The sequence below is a fragment of the Bradyrhizobium sp. PMVTL-01 genome, assembly GCF_051861855.1.
Lineage (GTDB): Bacteria > Pseudomonadota > Alphaproteobacteria > Rhizobiales > Xanthobacteraceae > Bradyrhizobium.
The window spans coordinates 4,507,312-4,525,382 of the sequence record NZ_CP193982.1; the positions used below are offsets into that span (position 1 = coordinate 4,507,312).

The window sequence follows — 18,071 nt, forward strand, 5'->3', positions numbered from 1 at the left end:
GATTTTGCGAATTTATCACGCTCGGAGCCACAGGTCGATTGCGGCCCGACCGTAGGGTTCTTGGACGAAGAGGGCATTCGATCGGTGCCGCATATGAAGCGGCTCACATCGCGGGGCGGCACATCGAATTAAGGCTCGTTCGGAAATTGGTATGCCTTTATTCAGCAGGAGACTGCCATGAAGAAAATGTTGTTGATGGCCGCCATCGCAGCGGCGACGGGTGCAGGAGCTGGAGAGCTTCCAAGCTTCGAACTGACAGGCTTTCCGATCGCGCGGCACCAGGTCGCGGTGATGGGAGCACGAGACGTTCAGGAGCAGTCGGTCACCCCAACGCTGACGTTCGGCGGCATGCCCGCGTCTCCGCATCAGATTGCCGTCTTGACGCCGCGGCCCAGCATCACGGCGAACGCGGCGGCCGTGAAGCCGGCGACTGTTGGTCTCGCGACTGAATGAGAGGCGAGATTGGGGGGCTGGGGTGCTGACAGCATTGGTGCTCATTTGCTCGGCTTCGGCCGCAGCCGATCCTGGCGACTGCACGCGCAGCAACGCAAACACGGTGGTGCGCGTGCCGGCCGAGTTCGGAAATCCGGCGACCTGCTTCATGCAGGCGCAGGCCTATATCGCGGGGAGCTCGATTGGACGGGAGCTCGAGGCCAACGAGCGGGTCAGGATTATCTGCGTGCCACGTGAAAGCATCATCGCTTCCACGCCGGGTGAATGACCAAGAAGTCGCTCTGGCCGCAAGGTCATGCGCGTCGCATCAACACGATACGCCATCGTGGTGGGTCGGGGTGAGCTGCGTGCGCAAGCAACAGCCTGTCCGCTCTTGAAGTCGCAGCGCGAAATCGAAAGTCATAATTACTGATTTTGCTCGAGTGATCGCAAGAAGAGAAGCAGTCTCGCTCTGCTGTCGGCCGATGGAAGCCCCCCATACGGCTTCATGCTATTGCCGGGCACTGCCTCATCCGGGTTCGCGATGAAGCGATCAAGTGCTTTCTCGTCCCAAACTAATCCCGCACCCTTGATGGCGCTGGACTAGCCGTAGTTTGCTACCGCGCCAGCTTTCCTTCCGACAATGTTGTGCAGGTGAGGCCCAAGTCGATTGTCACCATTCTTGGTCGAGTGACAGGTTCGGCAAAAACTGTTGAACACCTGCTCCCCCAATTTGACGTCCAGGCGGCGGATCGAGTCCTGACACATGGCAGAAGGCGGTAAAAGGATGGCCGCGGTACCGACCAGCGATGCCCGCCAGCGACGTCGAACCCTGTGCTTCACTCCTGCGACCATCAGCCAACTACTCAATCACCTAGCCTGTCCGCGGGCTTGGCCCACTTCGTCCAGATATCTTCCTCACCTTCGCATCTTCCTCCGACGGATCAGGGCAATTTACGCCTTCCAACGTCAGAGCCAAAGCCGACTGTGTCTTACTTGGGTCGAACAGTCATTGTCGGCTTTTGGCCCGTAGCTGCCCTCTCAGGTGATCGCGGCTACGTCAACTGTTGAGGGAGGAGCGGACAACCCGCGTCGCTGCCTCCAGAGCCGGTTTGACCCGAAGCGAACATCTACGTTGGGATCGTCGGTGTTAGGGAAGAATAGTTGCTAGCCGTTCACCTTGTAGTCGGCGATGGCTCCTTGGCCCTCTGACGAAGCCAGCCAGTCAATGAAGATTTGTCGCGGATCCTTTTTTGAATGCGGTCGTGCACGCAACAGTTCATGATCGCGATCATCGATATCATCGCCATAATTTCAGCGAGCAAGCACTGCCACGAGGTGCCCGTCACTTGACCGGTTAGGGCCCTTCGTCATATTTTTCCGAGAAAGACGAGCCATGAGACTCGTCGGCTTCGGAGGAAGACATGAACAACACATGGGCCGTCCTTGCGGGGACGACCCGCGATCCCAGGAGCGCGAACTATCCGCCCGCGACCGAGCTTGCGGACGGCACGCTGCCGCCGGCCGGCGCGGAGGGAAATTTCATCATCGGCCCGACACATAATCCGGCGCCCGAGACGATCGCAAAGGAGGGCGTGCCGAAAGGCACCATCACGACGTTCACGCTGTCGTCCAAGGACAGCGTGATCTACAACCCCGGGCTGATCCGTGACGACGTACCCGGCTGTGGCAACTCTTCGATCATGAGCACGACGACGGTGTCGGGCGACAAATCCAACATGATCGTCACCACCAGCCATCCCGGCACATGGACCCGCAATATCGAGGTCTATGTGCCGGCGAATTATGTCCAGGGCACAGAGATCCCGTTCATCGTGCTCGGCGACGGCGGCTCCACCGCCTGGAAGGACATGAACACGACGCTGGATAATCTGATCGCGCAGCGTCGCGTGCCGCCGATGGTGTCGATCCAGGTCGGCAATGGCGGACAGGACGCACAAGGCGCGCAGCGTGGGCGCGAATACGACACTGTGTCGGGCACCTACGCGCAATTCATCGAGCGTGAGGTATTGCCGCTGGTCGAAGAGAAGGCCGGCGTGAAGCTGACGAAAAATCCCGATGGGCGCGCCACCATGGGGTTGAGCTCGAGCGGCACTGCGGCTTTCACCATGGCGTGGTTTCATCCCGAGCTGTATCGCCGGGTGCTGGCCTATTCGCCAACCATGGTGAACCAGCAATGGCCGTGGAATCCGGCATTGCGCGGCGGTGCCTGGGAATATCACAGCGCGTGGGCGGGGCCGGCCGGTCCCAACCTGATCGTGAAGGCAGGCCAGCTGACGCCGTCGGATCAGCCGACCGGCGCGCCGCTGATCCCGGGTTCCCCGACAAAACCGATCCGCTACTGGTTCGAGATGGGCGATCAGGACCTGTTCTATCCCAATCCGACAATCCCCGACGGCATGCACGACTGGACGCTGTCCGCCGCGCTGATGGCAAAAGTGCTGGCGGAGAAAGGCTATCACTACCAGTACCTGTTCGCGCGCAACGCCAAGCATGTCGACCGCCCGACAGTGGCGCAGACGCTGCCTTCGGCGCTGGAATGGCTGTGGAAGGGCTATCCGGCTCCATGAGGTCTAGCCACGTAAGTAAGGGCGAGAAGCCCGGCGATCTTCCAACCGAGCAGGCAGGCAATTCACTCTGGTGATCAATCCGAACCGCAAAGACGCTTGGGCCCCATACAAGGGTTTCGGATGCCGGCCGCATGAGGGGCGGGGCCGCTGTTCGGTGGCCGGCGTCCGAAAGCCTCCAAGGGAGGAAACCGCGCTTGAGGGACGTAAGGCGGTGCGGCAGGCGCTAGGGGGATTTGAGCGCCGCGGGTGAGTTCGGTGATTGCGATCGAGCCGGCCCGACGAGTTGTGCGACGGTGAAGCTGCAGACGAATGCGCGGCGGATGGCATCGAACTCCACAAGTTTTCCCACGATTTGCGACGGCTGGTGGATACCTGGGTGCGCTCTGCCGTGGCCGGTCGAGAGCCGGCGAGCGCGACGGGCAGATTTGCGGGATTGCGTCACGGTCATGAGGTGCATCCTGATGCGGCTCGTTGGGGCTGTCGGTCGATGCCGTGGCGTGCAACCGCGCGCAAAGACCTCGATGACGATCATGCGACCGCCGCAGCATGGACAACTCGGCTTGTTGGCATCGGTAGGTTGGCCCTCGGGCTTTGCAACGGCGAGCAGCTCACGGGCGCGTGCGATGTTGTCGGCGCAGGCGCCTTTGGCGAACAGGCCGTAGTGGCGGATGCGGTGCAAGCCTTTTGGCAGCACGTGGATGAGGAAGCGGCGGATGAACTCGAAGGTGGCGAGCTTCATCTGCTTGTAGCGATCGCGGCCCTCGATGCGGTAGTCCTTCCATTTGAACTGGACCCTGACCGGTCCGAGCGAAGAGGAATCCCATAGGCGGCGATCCGAGGCTCTTACGATCGATGGTAATCATGGGCGTTGGTCCTGTCTCCGCAAATGCGGTCACTGCGATGCTCGTGAGAAGGCTCGCGCCGACAGCCGTCGGCACGACAGATTGTTTCAGATGGATGTTCTTGGGCGTTTGCCGTGCGCTCAGGTGCGATGTCTGGTTCGTGGAGATCAGTAGACGCGCCGCGCGCCGATTTCTTACGCAGCTGAACCAATGAGGATGATGGCTACTCATCGGCTGTCGCGCCAAGCGTCTAAATATAAGGAGGATCTTCGTACTTCTTCAACGGTCGTCCGTGATACGCCAATGTCGGCGAGCAATCGGTCGTCTAATTCGAGAAGCTCACCGTATTGACGGCGTCGATCCAACCATAGTGCTATTCCGACCAACTGCGCGAACGGAAATTGCCAGAACCATCTAAGATCTGGAAAAGCGGGTGAAGCTACGCGGGATGCATCGGTTGAAGCTCGCGTTGTGCTGCTGCAAGACATGTTTCATCTCCCTAACGGAGCGAAACAACGCTTGGCTCGAGAGCTTGTCGGGCGGTTGTCGAAGGCCCGAGCGACAACGCTACCATGTCCCCCTTCGGCTTACAAGCCGAGCCGAGGTCTGCTCTTGGTCCATTGGCGAAACTACAGTCCGCCCCCGTTGAGGTCTGCTTCGCAGGGTTCAGCAGACGCAAACTGCTCGCGTTCGAAACTATCCGGGACGCCGCCGAGCCGTATCCAGTTAAGAAGACGAACGGAAGACCCGCCGTTTTACGGCCAATCCCCCAAAATGAGGAACAGGTTGCATGACGACCACCATCTCTCACCTGTACGACAATTATTCCGATGCCGAGCGGGCGGTCACCCAGCTCGAGAGCGCCGGCGTGCCGCACTCCGACATCAGCATCGTCGCCAACAATTCCGACAAGTACGGTTCACAGGGCGGGAAAGTCGACCGTGATCCCGACGGTGTCGACGATCGCGCGGAAGGGCCCGCGCTGCGGGTCTCTTTTTCTGAACGGGTGCTCCGAGGAGCAGCGACCCTGCGAATGCTGTTAAAACGAATGTCGAGCCGAAACGATATGGGATGGTAGCCCATCAAGAAGGTGGGCAGCAGCCGTAAAAGGTTGAGGGACCATTGGCCGATGAGGGGTAGCCTGTCAACCGTTAGGAACGAGCGCCCCTGCGGCTAGTTCGACGATCAGTCTTGCGTTACATCTCGCAAGGACACTCTCGGAACCACAGGCGTTGCCGAGTTTTGGCGAAGGCGTTCGGCAGTGAGTTTCATGCGGCGGTCAGTCGGTGGGCAGAGCGGATATGAGATTCGAGCGTCGGGTTGGTGACTACCTCGCCGCAGAAGCAGCGCGCAATCCTTTCTGTCCGCTGTGTGGGCAGTGGCAATCCCAGGTCGGGCATTCGATCCTTCTAGGCCCTCCAGTCGCTCTGGCGGCGCCAAGCCTGCCAAAATTCGATTGCGGTAACTGCAAAACAGGAAGAGACTTTGACGGTCGGACCCAACAAGCCCCCACGGCTATCACCGAAGGAGGAGGGAATGATCGCTTATAATTATGGATGGAAGCCACCCACTGCTGCCCAACGTGAGGCGCAACGGGTCTTCAAGGAAACCGATGCCAAAGTAGCGATGTCCGAGTATGAACGCATCCAAGCGGCGTTTCATGCAAACCGCGAGAGGTTAAAGGCTGAACGACTTGCTCGCGAGGCCGAAGCGGCGGCCCGGAAGCACAAAAACCTGATCACGGCCCACTCTCCGAATGTGCACGGCGGTCTTCGGCACCGTTAATAAGCGCATCCAAAATTATAAATCGGAAGGGCAGGCGCTTGCGAAGTGCAGGCCGGCTTAGTGGTTCGGCTGCGCACATAATTCATAGGAGCGCGATTGCGCCGAAACAACGTCTGCATGGGTTGATGTCGCCGACCTAATGACGCTAGGCGGCCCGGCCCGAGAGCAAGCGCAAAACATAAGGGAGTGCCGCGATGTCCATCGACGACCGCCACCGTGACAAGAACGGTGAGATCAACAAGAAGCACGGCAACACCCTCATTCGTACACTGCGCAAGATTTACGGCAACACCTTTGCCGCCGGCCACCCCGAGACAGCGAAGCTGGGTGAAGTGTTCCAGCATCTCAATGAGACATCGCTAAGCCAGCTGGTTCACGATCACAAAAACGGGCACCTCGAAAAGAAAATCAAAAAGGTAGAATAGCTCGCCGTCCGCTCAGCTTTCAGCAAATAGGGACCCGCTACCCGGCGCTACGAGTACGGCCGCGCGATTTCATGGGTGGACGCTCTTTTGCCTTGCTCCGCTAGTTTCTCATCCCACCCTCCAGTTTTGGAGCTGCAGTACATTGCTGCCGGTAAGAAATTCAGCCCAATCCTTCATTAGAGCCCGTCGCTTTTCCAACTTTTGGCCCCGCTGATAGGCTGCGGTGGTCTCGCTCTTGTATTTAGTCGTCCGTTAAGAAGGCGAATTGAGCGGGGCGGGACGGCCGAACGTGCGCCATAGCTGGAGCAGGATGAGGCACAAGAGTTCTCTGAGCCAGGCGAGGATGCGGCGGAAGTTGTGGCCCACGGCTGAGAGGATGACGTTAGCCGCATCGCCGGCGCGGCCTTTGAGGTAGCAGCGGCCGAGGTGACCATCGGCCTTCAGGTGTCCGATGATGGGTTCGATGGCGGAGCGGCGGCGCAGCTCGCGCTTGATGACACCGAAGACGCCGCGCTTCTGGCCGGAGATGAAGATCCGTCGGGGATTTTGTGCGTCGTGGCCGCGGTATCCCTTGTCGACATAGGCCCGCTCGATCGCGCAGCCGGTGAGTGTCTCGGTGCGGTCGATGACGTCCCGCAAGGTGTGACCGTCGTACGGGTTATCGGGTAGCGCCCTGGCGTGCAGCACGAACAGGCCCCCGGGAGAACGGCGGTTGTTGGTGACGATGGAGGCTTTGACGCCGAACTCGTAAGGCGCGGCTGCTTTGCCCTTGCCGATGCACTCCACCTCCGGGGCGTGGAAGGAATAAAGCTTGAAGCCGCGCTGGCGCTGCTGCTGCGAGCGGATCTGCGAGGCCCGGCTGAGCGGGAGGGCGAACGTGTTCTCAAGCACAGCCTGACCTTCGATCTTGCGGCGGATATCGCGGATGATCCGGCCCAGTCGGCTGCGCAGGATGCGCAACTGCCGCTGATGCCGCTTGAATTGCTTGGCATGGCCGTAGCGTCCCGCCATCATTGTCGCGGTTTTGGCAATGCGCAGATAGGACTGCCGCAGCTTGACCCCGTGCTTCCTCGCCAGACGGTTGAGCCCCTTGATCGCCGCGTGCAAGAGCTTGGCATCGGTCGGGAAGGTGATCGCCTTCGGCTGCACGGTGGTATCGACTGTGACCCGCTTGATGTCCTGGCTGCGTAACGCGCCGGCCTCGTGTGCCACCCGCAAGCTCTCGGCCAGCAACAGCTCCAGCTTGTCGCCGAGCCGCTTGCGCCAGTGGCTCAGGTCCGAGCGCTCGTGCGGGAATGCGTGCTGGAAGAACTCTTCGCCGGTGAAGTACTGGAAATATGGGTCGTGGACCCAGCGCTCGCACACCCCCTCATCGGACAGCCCGTAAATGTGCTTGAGCAGCAACAGCCCGATCATGAAGCGGCTCGCGATCCCGGGCCGACCATTCTCGCTATAGAGCGGCGCGATCTCGCCGTCGATCCAGTCCCAATCGACCTTGCCGGCGAGCTGAACCAGCTCGTGCTTCATATTGATGATTTGGTCCAGCCTGGCCCGGAACAGATCGCCCGATCCCGTCGTCCTGTGCTTCTTCGGTCGCATCGCCACCTCCGATGTGATGACGGAATCATGGTTGGCGATTCGACGGAATCCTGAAAATGAAATTGCAAGGTTCCGACGCCCGAAGCATCAAACCCCTGCAAACGCAAAACAGTCCACAACGACAAATGCGATTCTAGCTCAATCGCTTAGCCACTCTTCACGGACGACTATTTATGGGCCAGCGCGGCTTCACGTACGCCATCCGGATAATCGGTGCATTCCTCCGCCCAAGTTGCAAAGGTTGACCGGAAGCCATGCACCGTGACGTGTCCGTAACCGAGACGATCGAGCAGGGCGAGCATTGCGTTTTCGGAGAATGCTCCGCCATCAGGACTGGTGAAGATCAGTTCGACTTGGCTTCCATCGCGCAACTCGTCAAGCACCGCTGATGCAGATTCGGACAAGGGAACGTAATGATCCTGGTCCATCTTCATTCGTTCACCCGGAATTTTCCACGTTGAGTTTGGCCGATCGATCTCGGACCAACGCGCCTCGACCGCCTCATTGGTGCGGCAAGCCGTAAAGATTAGGAAGCGCAACATGGCAGCAGCTCTGCCCGGAGCGCTAGCCAGAGGTGTCATAAATGCCGGCGCCTCCGCATAAGGCAAAGCGGGGTGATGCCGGACGACTCGCTTGGTGCGCTTTGGAAGTTTCTCGCGCATCTGCCGCGTTAGTTCGGCTGGATTGCGGAAGTCCGGATCATCGATATCGACGTTCTTTGCGATGATGGTTTCGATTCGGCCGCGGACGCGGTTTGCAGTCTCCCGCTTCTCCACCCAAATCGGCTCCAGCAGATCGTAGATGTGGCTTGGCTTGATCTCCGGGATGGTCAATTTGCCTATGGTGGCGTAGGCGTAGCGCTTGAGGGAGGACGGCCACTGTTCGCGATGCTTCTCACTCCAGATCGACCAGTTCGCCCGAATGTAGGCTTCTGCGCATTCTTCGAACGTCGGCAAGACCACCTTCGCCACGACGGCTTTCGCCTCTTCGCGCGCCTTTCGACGTTCCTGGACGATGTCGACGCCGGCTGTGCTGCGATCGCCCTTGACGCGCAGCCGGGCCGCATCGCGGGCAAGCCGCGCGTCCTTTAGCGATACCTCCTTCGACGAGCCAAGACCGTGCCACCGCTCTTTCCCGTCCTTCCAATACCTATAAGACCAGCTTCTCGACTTTGGTCCTGTGACGATCAAGTAAAGGCCGCCGCCATCGGCATATTTACCGGGCTTTGTGAGGCGCTCTACGTCGAGTGGTTTGAGCCGTCCAGCCATTGTTCCTCCGAGGAATCGTCCTCCGAACCCACGGTCTTCAGCTACGGTCGGTGACCCGATTAGGAAGAACACCGACGAACTGCGAAGTACAGTCCTTCGGCATAAGTCACTGAATTTGCTGTGGAGTTCGAACGACCACGAACACTGGCGAACAATATACTGGCGGAAGGGGTGGGATTCGAACCCACGGTACCCTTGCGGGCACGCCGGTTTTCAAGACCGGTGCCTTAAACCGCTCGGCCACCCTTCCAGTGCAATAGTTTCAACCATTCAGGGCTGATCCCGTCGAGCACGATGCGAACAGTCCGCGATTCTGGACATGTTACGGATAGACGTCTCTTACGGCCTGAGAAAGCCCACCGCAAGCGCGGTGAAACCGGGCAATGGGGCGCCTCGGCGTCCTTGTTGGGCTTGCGCCTGGTCGCCGATTTGGGCGCGCCTTCCGCTTATTCACAAGGGGCGGCCGCGCCGCGCTGGCAGGGGAAATTTACGGGGGCTGTCGGCGGTGGGGCGGCGTTCCAGGGCTTCGATAGCTTTCCGATAATACTCTGCCACCTTGAGGAGGCCCTCGCGCTCGAGCTCGAAGGAAGCAATGGCCGCGTGCTCTCTGCAAGTGCGTTCGAGCCTGAGGAATTCCTTTAATTCCCGGTTCACCGGCAGTTCCTCAGACCGGAGAGATGACGACATCAGCAGCAAAGGCAATGCACCCAATTGCCGAAAGTTCCCGCATTATCAAATATCAACCTGCAAGCGAACCTGCCCATAGGTACAGGGTGGTTCAGTCCTGGACGCCAATGTGCGCGCGACCTCGCGGACTGCGGGCGCCTGTCGCTCGCGAAATCCGGCACGACCTCACGCGCCGCGGGTGCGGCAGCCGGGCGGAGGAAGCGCGCTCGATCTCGTTGGCGAACGTGCGGTGGCGAACGGGTCGATCACAGCGGCAACCCAGGTGCGCCACAATTTGTCGATCTGTCGCTGATCTGCCACCGAAGGGCACATGGCCCTGTGGCTGAGCAGCTGGGGGCGCTCAGTTCGCGTGTCGACGCCTTGGCTTCCGCGCACGCCGCCATCAACAATCCGGGGCAAAAAAGGGGAAGACCATAGAACGACGCTTCGTGCGTTAGCGGTGCGTGGCTCCTGACATACCGCATCGACCGTCACTGCCGTCACAGTGCTCCGACACCAAGGGGCGCTGTTTGCGTGTCAGCGAGGCGAGAACTCGTACCTCTCCAGTCGCTCAATGGCTGCCTCGCGTTCGTGCTGGCCCAGCCAGACCAGCGCCAAAAGCAGCGTGCCGCAAAGCGCCGCAAGCCCGAAAACCAGACGCTTCATCGCGTGTGAATTCGAGTGCGCTGGCAAGGTTCCTGATGAGCCGGTGATCGGGAAAAACTGGCAGTTTCCGGTCGGGAATCATGTAAGCTCCACTGTGCGGCCGGTGTCCATTGCAAGCCCCTATCGGCCGCATATCGGGAATGCACGGCCTCGCTTTCTCTGCCCGGAGAGAGCGGGGCCGTTTTATGATGGGATCGTTCGTGACTGCGGAGTACGTCAGTCCGGTTGCGGCGCAGGTCGCCGATTCACTGATGGTTTCGCGAACATCGAGAGGAGAGTCGGGCCGGCGCGGCGATCCCGAATCACCTCGCCGAAAAATCCCCGGGCCTTACCAAAGGTTCTTTCTCATCATGCGAGGCAGGCCAGGATGGCAAGCACGACATCGGCGCCGAGTTCGCCTGAGTACATCCACAAAGTAATTCCAGCACCGAGCGTAAGAACAATCACCTTAAGAGCAATCATCGTCGGTCTCCCCTCAAACTCCTGCGGTGAAAACTAGGGGCGTTCTGTTTCCGGGATGCTTCGAGCCGGGAGGCAAGTTGTTTCCTTCACCGAACCGTTATCGGATCTCGTCTGGCAGTTCCTCGCCACGGCGTTGCCTCGCTGGCGATTCCGCTTTCGGCGGCCTGCCGGTGTGGGCGCGAGATTCTGCCCAGAAAACCTTGAAAAGGCAGGCATTTCGGCTTGCGCCGCCACACGCGGGATGCGGCACGCGGAACTCATTCCTCACCTCCGCGTTGTCTCGCCATGACTGAAGACCTTTCCTTCCGACGCAAACCCCTGACCCCCGAACAGCGCCAGGCGCGCGATGCGGCTCGCCGGATCGAGGCCGACAAGGCCATGCGCGACCACGAAGCGGCGCAGAAGGCGTTTTACGCCAACAAGGAACGGCTGAAGGCCGAGCGGCTCGCACGTGAAGCTGCCGCCGCGAAGGGCTGAACGCACCGGTCGCAGCCCGCCGATATCGCCCGGGTCGGTCGCCGACGCCCTAGTGCCGCTTGGAGAGCCCTTCTCGTTCAGGGCCAGCGAATGCACGGGTGGCTTCGGACGCAATCCGGCAATCGTTCGCGACCTTGAGCAACCCGCTTCGTGCCAGGTCTATGGTGGAAAGGGCGGCCTGCTCCAGGCAGAGGCGTTCAAGCCGCCGAAACTCGCGCAGTTCTCTGTTCATGCGTCAGATCTCGATGCCCCCGGCGATGCGGGCTGAGTCTACTTAATAAGTGCTTAACATCCTCCAGTAGCTGATCTGGCTGACACGGAGCTGGCGGCAGCGCTGAACACACCCGCCTGTTGCATGCGGCAGGCTTGACGGCGTTTGCGTTCCGCCGGAAGCTTCAAATGATCCTCAAGTCACGCGAAATACGGAGACGTTCGCTTCCGGCAATCCGATCCCCTTCAGTGACAACGCAATGGAGCCGACCATGACCACGTTCGACAAGCGCGAGCAGGGCTTCGAGGCCAAATTCGCCCACGACGAGGAGCTCATGTTCAAGGTGACGGCCCGGTCCAACAAGCTGCTTGGACTGTGGGCCGCCAGCCAACTCGGCCTTAGCGGCGATGCCGCAGCCAACTACGCGGCGGCGCTGGTGACGGACCATCTGGAGAGCCGGGCGCTCGACGAGGTCCTGGACAAGGTGTCGGGCGATCTTGCCGGCAAGGGGGTGGCGCGCGAGCAGGTCGCCGAGAAGCTCCAGGAATGCCTGCATCAGGCCATGAAGCAACTCGAAGCAAAGGAGTGAGCGCCGCGCGGCATGGCGCTCACAGCGCCATGTGGATGATCTCGATAGGCTCGCCGCCGAGGCCGTGAGAGAACTGTCCCCGACCCATGCTTCTGAAACCGTAACGTCGGTAGAAGGATTCGGCGTTGATCGTGGCTTCGAGGCGGATCGGCCCGCTGTGGCCGAGCCGCGCCTGGGCCACGCCGATGTCGAGCAGCCGCTGCCCCACGCCGGAGCCCGCCGCCGCGGGCAGCACGAACAATCGGGTGACCTCGCCGGGCTCGGCATCGACGAAGCCGATGACGACGTCGTTGCGAACACAGACGCTCATTCGCCCCTTGGCGATGAGCTCTTCGTAGAACCGGGGCGTCCGGTCCCCCATCCAGTTCTCGACCTGCGCCGGTGAATAGCATCCGCGCGAAAGACCCGCGATCGAGGCCTTGGTGATCTCAAACACGGTCTCCGCGTCGTCCAGGCGGGCGGGCCTGAAGCAGATATCGTCAGCGGGCATGGGGACTCCGGATCAGACCGTGCATCGCCAATCGAACGCCTCACTCGGCGTGTCCGCGCATTCCGGAATCGCTGAGCTTGTCGACATAGGCAATTCCGAGCGCCGAGACGATGAAGGTGATGTGGATCAGCACCTGCCACATCACGCCGGTCTCGGTGAAGCCGGCGCGGCTCGAGCCGAGATTGCCGGCCTCGATGAAGGTGCGCAGCAGCGCGATCGAGGAGATGCCGATGATGGCCATGGCGAGCTTGATCTTCAGCACGCTCGCATTGACGTGGCCGAGCCATTCCGGCTCGTCCGGGTGGCCCTGGAGGTCGAGCCGCGAGACGAACGTCTCGTAGCCGCCGACGATGACCATCACCAGCAGGTTGGAGATCATCACGACGTCGATCAGCGCCAGCACGCTCATCATGATCTGCTGTTCGGTGAGATCGAGGGCGTGCCAGGAGAGATGCCAGAGCTCCTTCAGGAACAGCGCGATGTACACGCATTGCGCCACGATCAGCCCGAGATAGAGCGGCAGCTGCAGCCAGCGCGAGCCGAAGATGATCATCGGCAGCACGCCGAGCCGCGGCGAGGTCAGGCGGGGTTCGGTCCTTGGCTCAGGCTCAACCGACATTCAGGCAGCATCCTCGCGAGCAGAGACGATTTCGCTTTTCTGTACCCCGACAAGATGGCCGGCGGAAGACGTGCGTGCGCTTGGCAAGGCTTGGCGGCGATCGCGCCGTTTCATGCTAGCGTGGACGCGGCCGTCGGGCGACGGCCAGAATCAAGGAGGAGTGACGTGCCGAACAGCTTTGGCGGCGTGCTTGGGAGAATCGCGCTTGTTGTGGCGATGATGCTCGGTGCCCGCGGGGTGTCGGCGACGCCGCTGACGCCGTTTCGCTACGAGGCGCAGGCCCAGCGCCATTGTCCGCATGACCAGGTGGTCTGGCTGGATTTCAGGAAGGGCGTCTACTACGCCAGGGGCCAGAAGCGCTACGGCCAGGGTTTTGATGGCAGCTTCGTCTGCCTCAGCGAAGCCCGCGAGGGCCTCTATCGCCGGTCGCTGCTCGGCCTGCGCTGAGCAAGTGACTGGCGCTCCAGAGCGCCGGTTATTTCTGACCCGGCAGCTTCACCGGCACGTGCGGGGAGGTGCTGATGGTACGAGGGCTTCCATCGGGATAGGTGCGATCGCCGCGGATCAGCGATTCCAGAACCAGAAAAAATTTCTCAGCAAGCATTTGCGTCACCTTCGTTGGTGATGGCCTCTCGAAATAGGTCGAGGCGCCAAACGCAGAAATTCAATCAACTAAAAGAGAGCAGGGCAATCCAGAACGGATGGCACGCTGCGTCGCGGTGTAGCTGTGCCAGAGGTCAGGAAAGGCGTGGTGATGCTCAGGCGAAGGCCAGTGCCACCAGGCTCGAGCACAACAGCACCAGACCGCCTGCGGTCAATACCAGGAAGCCATCGGATACGAGGTCATGATTGCGCATGGGACACCTGTCGCTCTCGTCTTCGATGCCCGCTCGGATCGATCAAAACCGTCCGAACGTGCCGCCCTGAAAGAGGTGATGCTTGCCGTCCGTGCGAGTGCCTTCAGGCCCTCGTCCGGTAACCTTCGAACGCATGGGCCAGGAAAATCCCCGCGCTAACCAGACCCATCAGTGCCGAAACCGTCTCGATCATCGTTAAATTCCAGATCCCGCCGTTGCATGCGAGAGAACGCGTGCGGCCTTGCACAGTCAAAAGAATTCCAGTGAGCGGCGTGACAATGGGGGTGGGGTGAGGATTTGGCGCAACAGAATGTCCGGGAGTGGCACAGAGCAGGGGGCCTGCGCTCCGTAGATCAACGGGGACAAACGAACGGCGTGTTTACCATCCCGGCGTGATCGCCGCGGGCTCCCCATTTCCGCCGTGTTCGGGTTGCGTTATCGTTACCGCATCCGATGCGGTGGTGGGCCGCCTCGGAGCAAAGGACCGGACAGCGCGTGCCCGTCACCCAAGCGGGCTGGGTACGCCTCCGGCAGAATGGTATTTGGGGCGAATGGGGATCCGACGGTCAGATTCGGTTTTGCGGGCCGCGCGCGGGATTGCGGCGGCCGCGACCTGCCTCGCGCTCGCCAATTGCGCGTCGTCCAACAAATTCGCCAGCCGCGTCGATCCGAAATACGGCGTGTCCTCGAGTCCCCGGGTCGTGGCCTGGGGTGATCCGGTCCCGAAGGGCGGCGGCACCTACCGCGTCGGCAAGCCCTATGTGGTGGCCGGCAGGACCTACGTGCCGGAGGAGGACGTCAACTATCGCGCCGAGGGCCTGGCGTCCTGGTATGGCGATGACTTCCACGGCCGTCTGACTGCCAATGGCGAAGTGTTCGATATGGGCTCACTGACCGCGGCGCATCCGACCCTGCCGATGCCGTCCTATGCGCGGGTGACCAACGTGTCGAACGGCAAGTCGCTGATCGTCCGCGTCAATGACCGCGGGCCCTATCACGGCAACCGGCTCATCGACGTCTCGAACAAGGCCGCCGAACTACTTGAATTCAAAGGAAACGGCGTCGCCAGGGTGCGCGTCGAATACGTCGGCCGGGCGCCGCTCGAGGGCTCCGACGACCGTCAGCTGATGGCGACACTGCGCACCGGCATCCCGGCGCCGTCGCCCTCGATGGTCCGGGTCGCTGCGGCGAAGCCCTTCGTGCCGGAGCTGCCTTCATCGACCCGCGGCGCCATTCGCGGCGAGGTTCCGATGCCGGAGGGGCGGCCCTACAATCTCGGCAACACCGCCGCCGACATGGCCTCGCTCAATGCGACCTCGGAGATGTCGGCTTCGAGCCGCAGCCGGGGCCGGGCGCTCCAGAACGCGCGCGCCGTGTCCTATGACGATGGCGGTCGCTATAGCACCGAGAGCGCTCCGTCTGCCGCCTATGCCTCGGACGGCGCCGCCGAAGCCCGCAGCATCCTCAGCGGGCGCGGTCTTTACTGAACCCGGAAGGGGCGTCTCGGCGCTGACGCTGACGGCGCTTGCAGGCAACCAGGCCGGCCGCGGTTTTACCGCCGGCAAGGATTTGCCGATCCCGGTCCGGTGGGCGCCGCACACGTCGCGATGCGGAAGGATCTCGCTGCCTAATGCATGATCCGGGAAAGTGCGACGGGGTTCTCCGCAAGATCATGCGCAAACCCAAACGTGATGACGAGTGATCCAAATCTCGTCCTGCTTTAGCGCGTCGCCGCCCCACGCAGGAAGTCCGCCAGCGCCGCATTGACTTCCTCGGGCCGCTCCTGCTGCACCCAATGGCCAGCGCCCTCGATGATCAGCTTCTGCGTTAGATTGGGCAGCACGCGCTCGAGTTCCTTGACGCGCTTGGCTCCGATCAGCCCGGTGATGACGGCGTCTTTCGAACCGGCAATGAAGAGGGATGGCTGGTGGATCTGTGCATCCTGCCAAGGCGCCGTCAGCTCCCAGTTGCGGTCGAGGTTGCGATACCAGTTCAGCCCGCCGCGGAAGCCCGACTTGCGGAAGGCGTCGGTGAAATAGGCGAGGTCGGCCTCGCTGAGCCAGGCGGGCAGCGGTTCTGCAGCGGTCGCGTGGCCGAGAAAGCCCTTGCCCTCCTGCACGAACATGGCGGCGGTGGGATCGGCGAGGCCACGTCCGCCGAGCACGATGCGCATGGTGCGGGCGACGTCTCGCTCGAGCTCCGCCTCCGCGACGCCCGGCGCCTGGAAATACTGCCAGTAGAAGTTGGTCACGCCGCCCTCGCGCAGCAGGTCGAGCGGCCTGCCGCGGCCGCGGAATGGCGGCGGCACGCTCAGGCCCGCCACCGCCGTGAAGATGTCGGGCCGAAACAGCGCCGCATGCCAGGCCACCGGCGCACCCCAATCGTGGCCAACCACCATGGCCTTGGTTTCGCCGACCGCCTGGACGAGACCAACGACGTCACCGACGGTGTCGAAGATCGAGTAGGCGTTCACCTCGGCCGGCGCCACGCTCTGGCCATAGCCGCGCATGTCGGGAGCGACGACGTGAAACCCGGCATCCGCCAGCGCCGGGATCTGGTGGCGCCAGGAGTAGGACAGTTCCGGCCAGCCGTGGCAGAGCACGACCAGCGGACCCTGGCCGGCTTCGCGGATGTACAGATCGATCCCGTTGGCCTTGATGGTGCGAGTGGAGGACATCGCTTTTCCGCCTTGTTTCAGGGGTTTGGTCGATAAATATAAGGTGTCACGATAGGGTCGTGACGAGAATCATGCAAACTCCGCCGCCGGCGCCAGCCTCGTGTTGTTCGCACCGGATCCAGCTGTTAGAACGCCGCTCTCAGGGGTTGGCCATGGCATTTCGTCTTTGTTCGCTCCGCCGCAGCCGGCTCACCGCCGGAGGGATGGCGCGCGGGCTGATCGCTGCCATTCTGGTGGCGGGGATCGGTTGGGGCGGGGCGCTCTATGCGGCCAACCAGAGCGTCCAGGGCGCCAAGAAGACAGAAGATGCGGGGTTCGACGGCGATGCGCCCACCGCGATCCTGATCGAGGCGTCCAGCGGCAGTGTGCTGTTCGAGAAGAATGCCGACGAGCTGCGCGCGCCGTCCAGCATGATGAAGCTGATGACGGCGGAAGTCGTGTTCAACGCCATAAAGAAAGGCGACATCAAGCTCACCGACGAGTACCGGATCAGCGAGAACGCTTGGCGCAGGGGCGGGGCGCCCTCCGGCGGCTCGACCATGTTCGCCGCCATCAACAGCAAGGTGTCGGTCGACGATCTCCTGCATGGCGCGATCATCCAGAGCGGCAATGACGCCTGCATTGCGCTCGCCGAAGCCATGGCGGGCAACGAGCGGATCTTCGCCGCCGACTTCATGACCAAGCGGGCCCGCGAGCTCGGCCTCACCAAATCGACCTTCGCCAATTCCAACGGTCTGCCCGATCCCGGCAACAAGATGACAGTGCGGGAGCTCGGCATCCTCGCCCGGCACATCATCCTGGACTTTCCGGAGTTCTACAAACTGTTCGGCGAGAAGGAGTACACCTGGAACAAGATCCGTCAGCCCAACCGCAATCCGCTGCTGAATTCGATGGAAGGCGCTGACGGCCTCAAGACCGGCTACACCAAGGAAGGCGGCTACGGCATGGTCGGGTCTGCGGTGCAGAACGGCACCCGGCTGATCGTCGTCGTCAACGGGCTGGAAGACCCCGAGGATCGCGCCACCGAAGCCAAGAAAATGCTGGAATGGGGTTTTCGCAACTTCGAGACCCGCACCCTGATCGCGGCCGACCAGCCGGTCGGCTACGCAAAAGTCTTCGGTGGTGAAAGTCGCTCGGTGAAGCTCGTCGCCAAGACGCCCGTGAAGGTGATGGTACACAAGAACGGCAGCGACAAGCTGATTGCGCGCGTCGTCTATAAAGGTCCGGTACGGGCGCCGGTCGAGGCCGGTCAGCAGGTCGGCGTGGTCAAGGTCTGGCGTGGCGGCAACATCGCGGTGGAGACGCCGGTCTATGCAGGTGAAGCGATCGGCACCGGCTCGACCATGCGGCGCGCGATCGACGGTGCCAGCGAGCTTGTGATCGGCATGTTCCGCGCGGGCGCCGAGAAGCTCTGA

Annotated in this window: 20 protein-coding genes, 1 tRNA gene and 2 pseudogenes; 11 read left to right on the plus strand and 12 right to left on the minus strand. The window is 61.7% G+C overall.

The genetic code is table 11. The features are described 5' to 3' along the window. The first annotated feature begins 177 nt into the window (after positions 1-177). The 3 genes from ACRQ5Q_RS21705 (at position 178) to ACRQ5Q_RS21715 (ending at position 3,023) form a co-directional block, all read left to right on the plus strand. Positions 178-453 carry a hypothetical protein gene (locus ACRQ5Q_RS21705; RefSeq protein WP_439392268.1) on the plus strand — a complete coding sequence of 92 codons (276 nt, stop codon included), beginning with the start codon at positions 178-180 and terminating at the stop codon, positions 451-453. A 22-nt stretch (positions 454-475) separates the two neighbouring features. Then, complete coding sequence (locus ACRQ5Q_RS21710; RefSeq protein WP_439392269.1) at positions 476-721, plus strand: hypothetical protein; 246 nt, start codon at positions 476-478, stop codon at positions 719-721. 1,135 nt (positions 722-1,856) lie between these two features. After that, positions 1,857-3,023 carry an alpha/beta hydrolase gene (locus tag ACRQ5Q_RS21715; RefSeq protein WP_439392270.1) on the plus strand — a complete coding sequence of 389 codons (1,167 nt, stop codon included), beginning with the start codon at positions 1,857-1,859 and terminating at the stop codon, positions 3,021-3,023. Between the two features lie 475 nt (positions 3,024-3,498). Here the strand turns inward: ACRQ5Q_RS21715 and ACRQ5Q_RS21720 are convergent. Both ACRQ5Q_RS21720 and ACRQ5Q_RS21725 read right to left on the minus strand, forming a co-directional pair. After that, a pseudogene (locus ACRQ5Q_RS21720) lies at positions 3,499-3,816 on the minus strand (transposase); the annotation flags it as partial. Positions 3,817-4,092: 276 nt separating this feature from the next. Continuing rightward, positions 4,093-4,353 (minus strand): DUF1127 domain-containing protein, encoded by a 261-nt coding sequence (locus ACRQ5Q_RS21725; protein WP_439392271.1) that lies wholly within the window; start codon positions 4,351-4,353, stop codon positions 4,093-4,095. Between the two features lie 302 nt (positions 4,354-4,655). Between ACRQ5Q_RS21725 and ACRQ5Q_RS21730 the strand changes: the two are divergent. From ACRQ5Q_RS21730 to ACRQ5Q_RS21740, 3 genes and pseudogenes are all read left to right on the plus strand, one after another. After that, positions 4,656-4,841, plus strand: a pseudogene (locus tag ACRQ5Q_RS21730) (general stress protein); the annotation flags it as partial. 560 nt (positions 4,842-5,401) lie between these two features. Further along, positions 5,402-5,650: a hypothetical protein gene (locus tag ACRQ5Q_RS21735; protein WP_439392272.1), complete on the plus strand. Its 249-nt coding sequence runs from the start codon at positions 5,402-5,404 to the stop codon at positions 5,648-5,650. A gap of 194 nt (positions 5,651-5,844) precedes the next feature. Then, on the plus strand, positions 5,845-6,075 hold the full coding sequence (locus ACRQ5Q_RS21740) for a hypothetical protein (protein ID WP_439392273.1): 231 nt from the start codon (positions 5,845-5,847) through the stop codon (positions 6,073-6,075). A gap of 252 nt (positions 6,076-6,327) precedes the next feature. Here the strand turns inward: ACRQ5Q_RS21740 and ACRQ5Q_RS21745 are convergent, their stop codons facing one another. The 5 genes from ACRQ5Q_RS21745 to ACRQ5Q_RS21765 form a co-directional block, all read right to left on the minus strand. Next, positions 6,328-7,674, minus strand: coding sequence for an IS5 family transposase (locus ACRQ5Q_RS21745; RefSeq protein ID WP_060909953.1), 1,347 nt, complete (start codon positions 7,672-7,674; stop codon positions 6,328-6,330). 167 nt (positions 7,675-7,841) lie between these two features. Then, a complete protein-coding gene (locus ACRQ5Q_RS21750; RefSeq protein ID WP_439392274.1) occupies positions 7,842-8,942 on the minus strand; it encodes a tyrosine-type recombinase/integrase in 1,101 nt (366 codons plus the stop codon). Positions 8,943-9,102: 160 nt separating this feature from the next. Then, a tRNA-Ser gene (locus ACRQ5Q_RS21755) sits at positions 9,103-9,192 on the minus strand. Positions 9,193-9,392: 200 nt separating this feature from the next. Then, the gene (locus ACRQ5Q_RS21760; protein WP_439392275.1) at positions 9,393-9,653 is read right to left on the minus strand and encodes a hypothetical protein; all 261 of its coding nucleotides are present in this window, start codon (positions 9,651-9,653) and stop codon (positions 9,393-9,395) included. A 492-nt stretch (positions 9,654-10,145) separates the two neighbouring features. Continuing rightward, positions 10,146-10,274: a hypothetical protein gene (locus ACRQ5Q_RS21765; RefSeq protein ID WP_439392276.1), complete on the minus strand. Its 129-nt coding sequence runs from the start codon at positions 10,272-10,274 to the stop codon at positions 10,146-10,148. 747 nt (positions 10,275-11,021) lie between these two features. Between ACRQ5Q_RS21765 and ACRQ5Q_RS21770 the strand changes: the two genes are divergently transcribed. Continuing rightward, positions 11,022-11,213 carry a hypothetical protein gene (locus tag ACRQ5Q_RS21770; RefSeq protein WP_439368041.1) on the plus strand — a complete coding sequence of 64 codons (192 nt, stop codon included), beginning with the start codon at positions 11,022-11,024 and terminating at the stop codon, positions 11,211-11,213. Positions 11,214-11,262: 49 nt separating this feature from the next. Here ACRQ5Q_RS21770 and ACRQ5Q_RS21775 read toward each other — a convergent pair whose 3' ends face one another. Then, positions 11,263-11,445, minus strand: a complete 183-nt coding sequence (locus ACRQ5Q_RS21775) for a hypothetical protein (protein WP_439368040.1) — start codon at positions 11,443-11,445, stop codon at positions 11,263-11,265. A 250-nt stretch (positions 11,446-11,695) separates the two neighbouring features. Here ACRQ5Q_RS21775 and ACRQ5Q_RS21780 point away from each other — a divergent pair, with 250 nt between their 5' ends. Then, entirely contained in the window at positions 11,696-12,013 is a 318-nt protein-coding gene (locus ACRQ5Q_RS21780; RefSeq protein WP_439368038.1) for a DUF1476 domain-containing protein, read from the plus strand. A gap of 19 nt (positions 12,014-12,032) precedes the next feature. Here the strand turns inward: ACRQ5Q_RS21780 and ACRQ5Q_RS21785 are convergent, their stop codons facing one another. Both ACRQ5Q_RS21785 and ACRQ5Q_RS21790 read right to left on the minus strand, forming a co-directional pair. After that, positions 12,033-12,503, minus strand: coding sequence for a GNAT family N-acetyltransferase (locus ACRQ5Q_RS21785; RefSeq protein WP_439368036.1), 471 nt, complete (start codon positions 12,501-12,503; stop codon positions 12,033-12,035). 40 nt (positions 12,504-12,543) lie between these two features. After that, complete coding sequence (locus ACRQ5Q_RS21790) at positions 12,544-13,122, minus strand: TIGR00645 family protein (RefSeq protein WP_439392277.1); 579 nt, start codon at positions 13,120-13,122, stop codon at positions 12,544-12,546. A gap of 216 nt (positions 13,123-13,338) precedes the next feature. Here ACRQ5Q_RS21790 and ACRQ5Q_RS21795 point away from each other — a divergent pair, with 216 nt between their 5' ends. Further along, entirely contained in the window at positions 13,339-13,569 is a 231-nt protein-coding gene (locus ACRQ5Q_RS21795; RefSeq protein ID WP_439375601.1) for a hypothetical protein, read from the plus strand. A gap of 28 nt (positions 13,570-13,597) precedes the next feature. On the opposite strand, the gene ACRQ5Q_RS21800 is transcribed toward ACRQ5Q_RS21795, so the two are convergent. Continuing rightward, complete coding sequence (locus tag ACRQ5Q_RS21800) at positions 13,598-13,726, minus strand: hypothetical protein (protein WP_439368033.1); 129 nt, start codon at positions 13,724-13,726, stop codon at positions 13,598-13,600. Between the two features lie 804 nt (positions 13,727-14,530). Here ACRQ5Q_RS21800 and ACRQ5Q_RS21805 point away from each other — a divergent pair. After that, positions 14,531-15,466 (plus strand): septal ring lytic transglycosylase RlpA family protein, encoded by a 936-nt coding sequence (locus ACRQ5Q_RS21805; protein ID WP_439368032.1) that lies wholly within the window; start codon positions 14,531-14,533, stop codon positions 15,464-15,466. A gap of 233 nt (positions 15,467-15,699) precedes the next feature. Here the strand turns inward: ACRQ5Q_RS21805 and ACRQ5Q_RS21810 are convergent, their stop codons facing one another. Beyond that, positions 15,700-16,656 carry an alpha/beta fold hydrolase gene (locus tag ACRQ5Q_RS21810; RefSeq protein WP_439368031.1) on the minus strand — a complete coding sequence of 319 codons (957 nt, stop codon included), beginning with the start codon at positions 16,654-16,656 and terminating at the stop codon, positions 15,700-15,702. A gap of 152 nt (positions 16,657-16,808) precedes the next feature. On the opposite strand from ACRQ5Q_RS21810, the gene ACRQ5Q_RS21815 reads away from it, so the two are divergent. Continuing rightward, positions 16,809-18,071, plus strand: a complete 1,263-nt coding sequence (locus ACRQ5Q_RS21815; RefSeq protein WP_439368030.1) for a D-alanyl-D-alanine carboxypeptidase family protein — start codon at positions 16,809-16,811, stop codon at positions 18,069-18,071.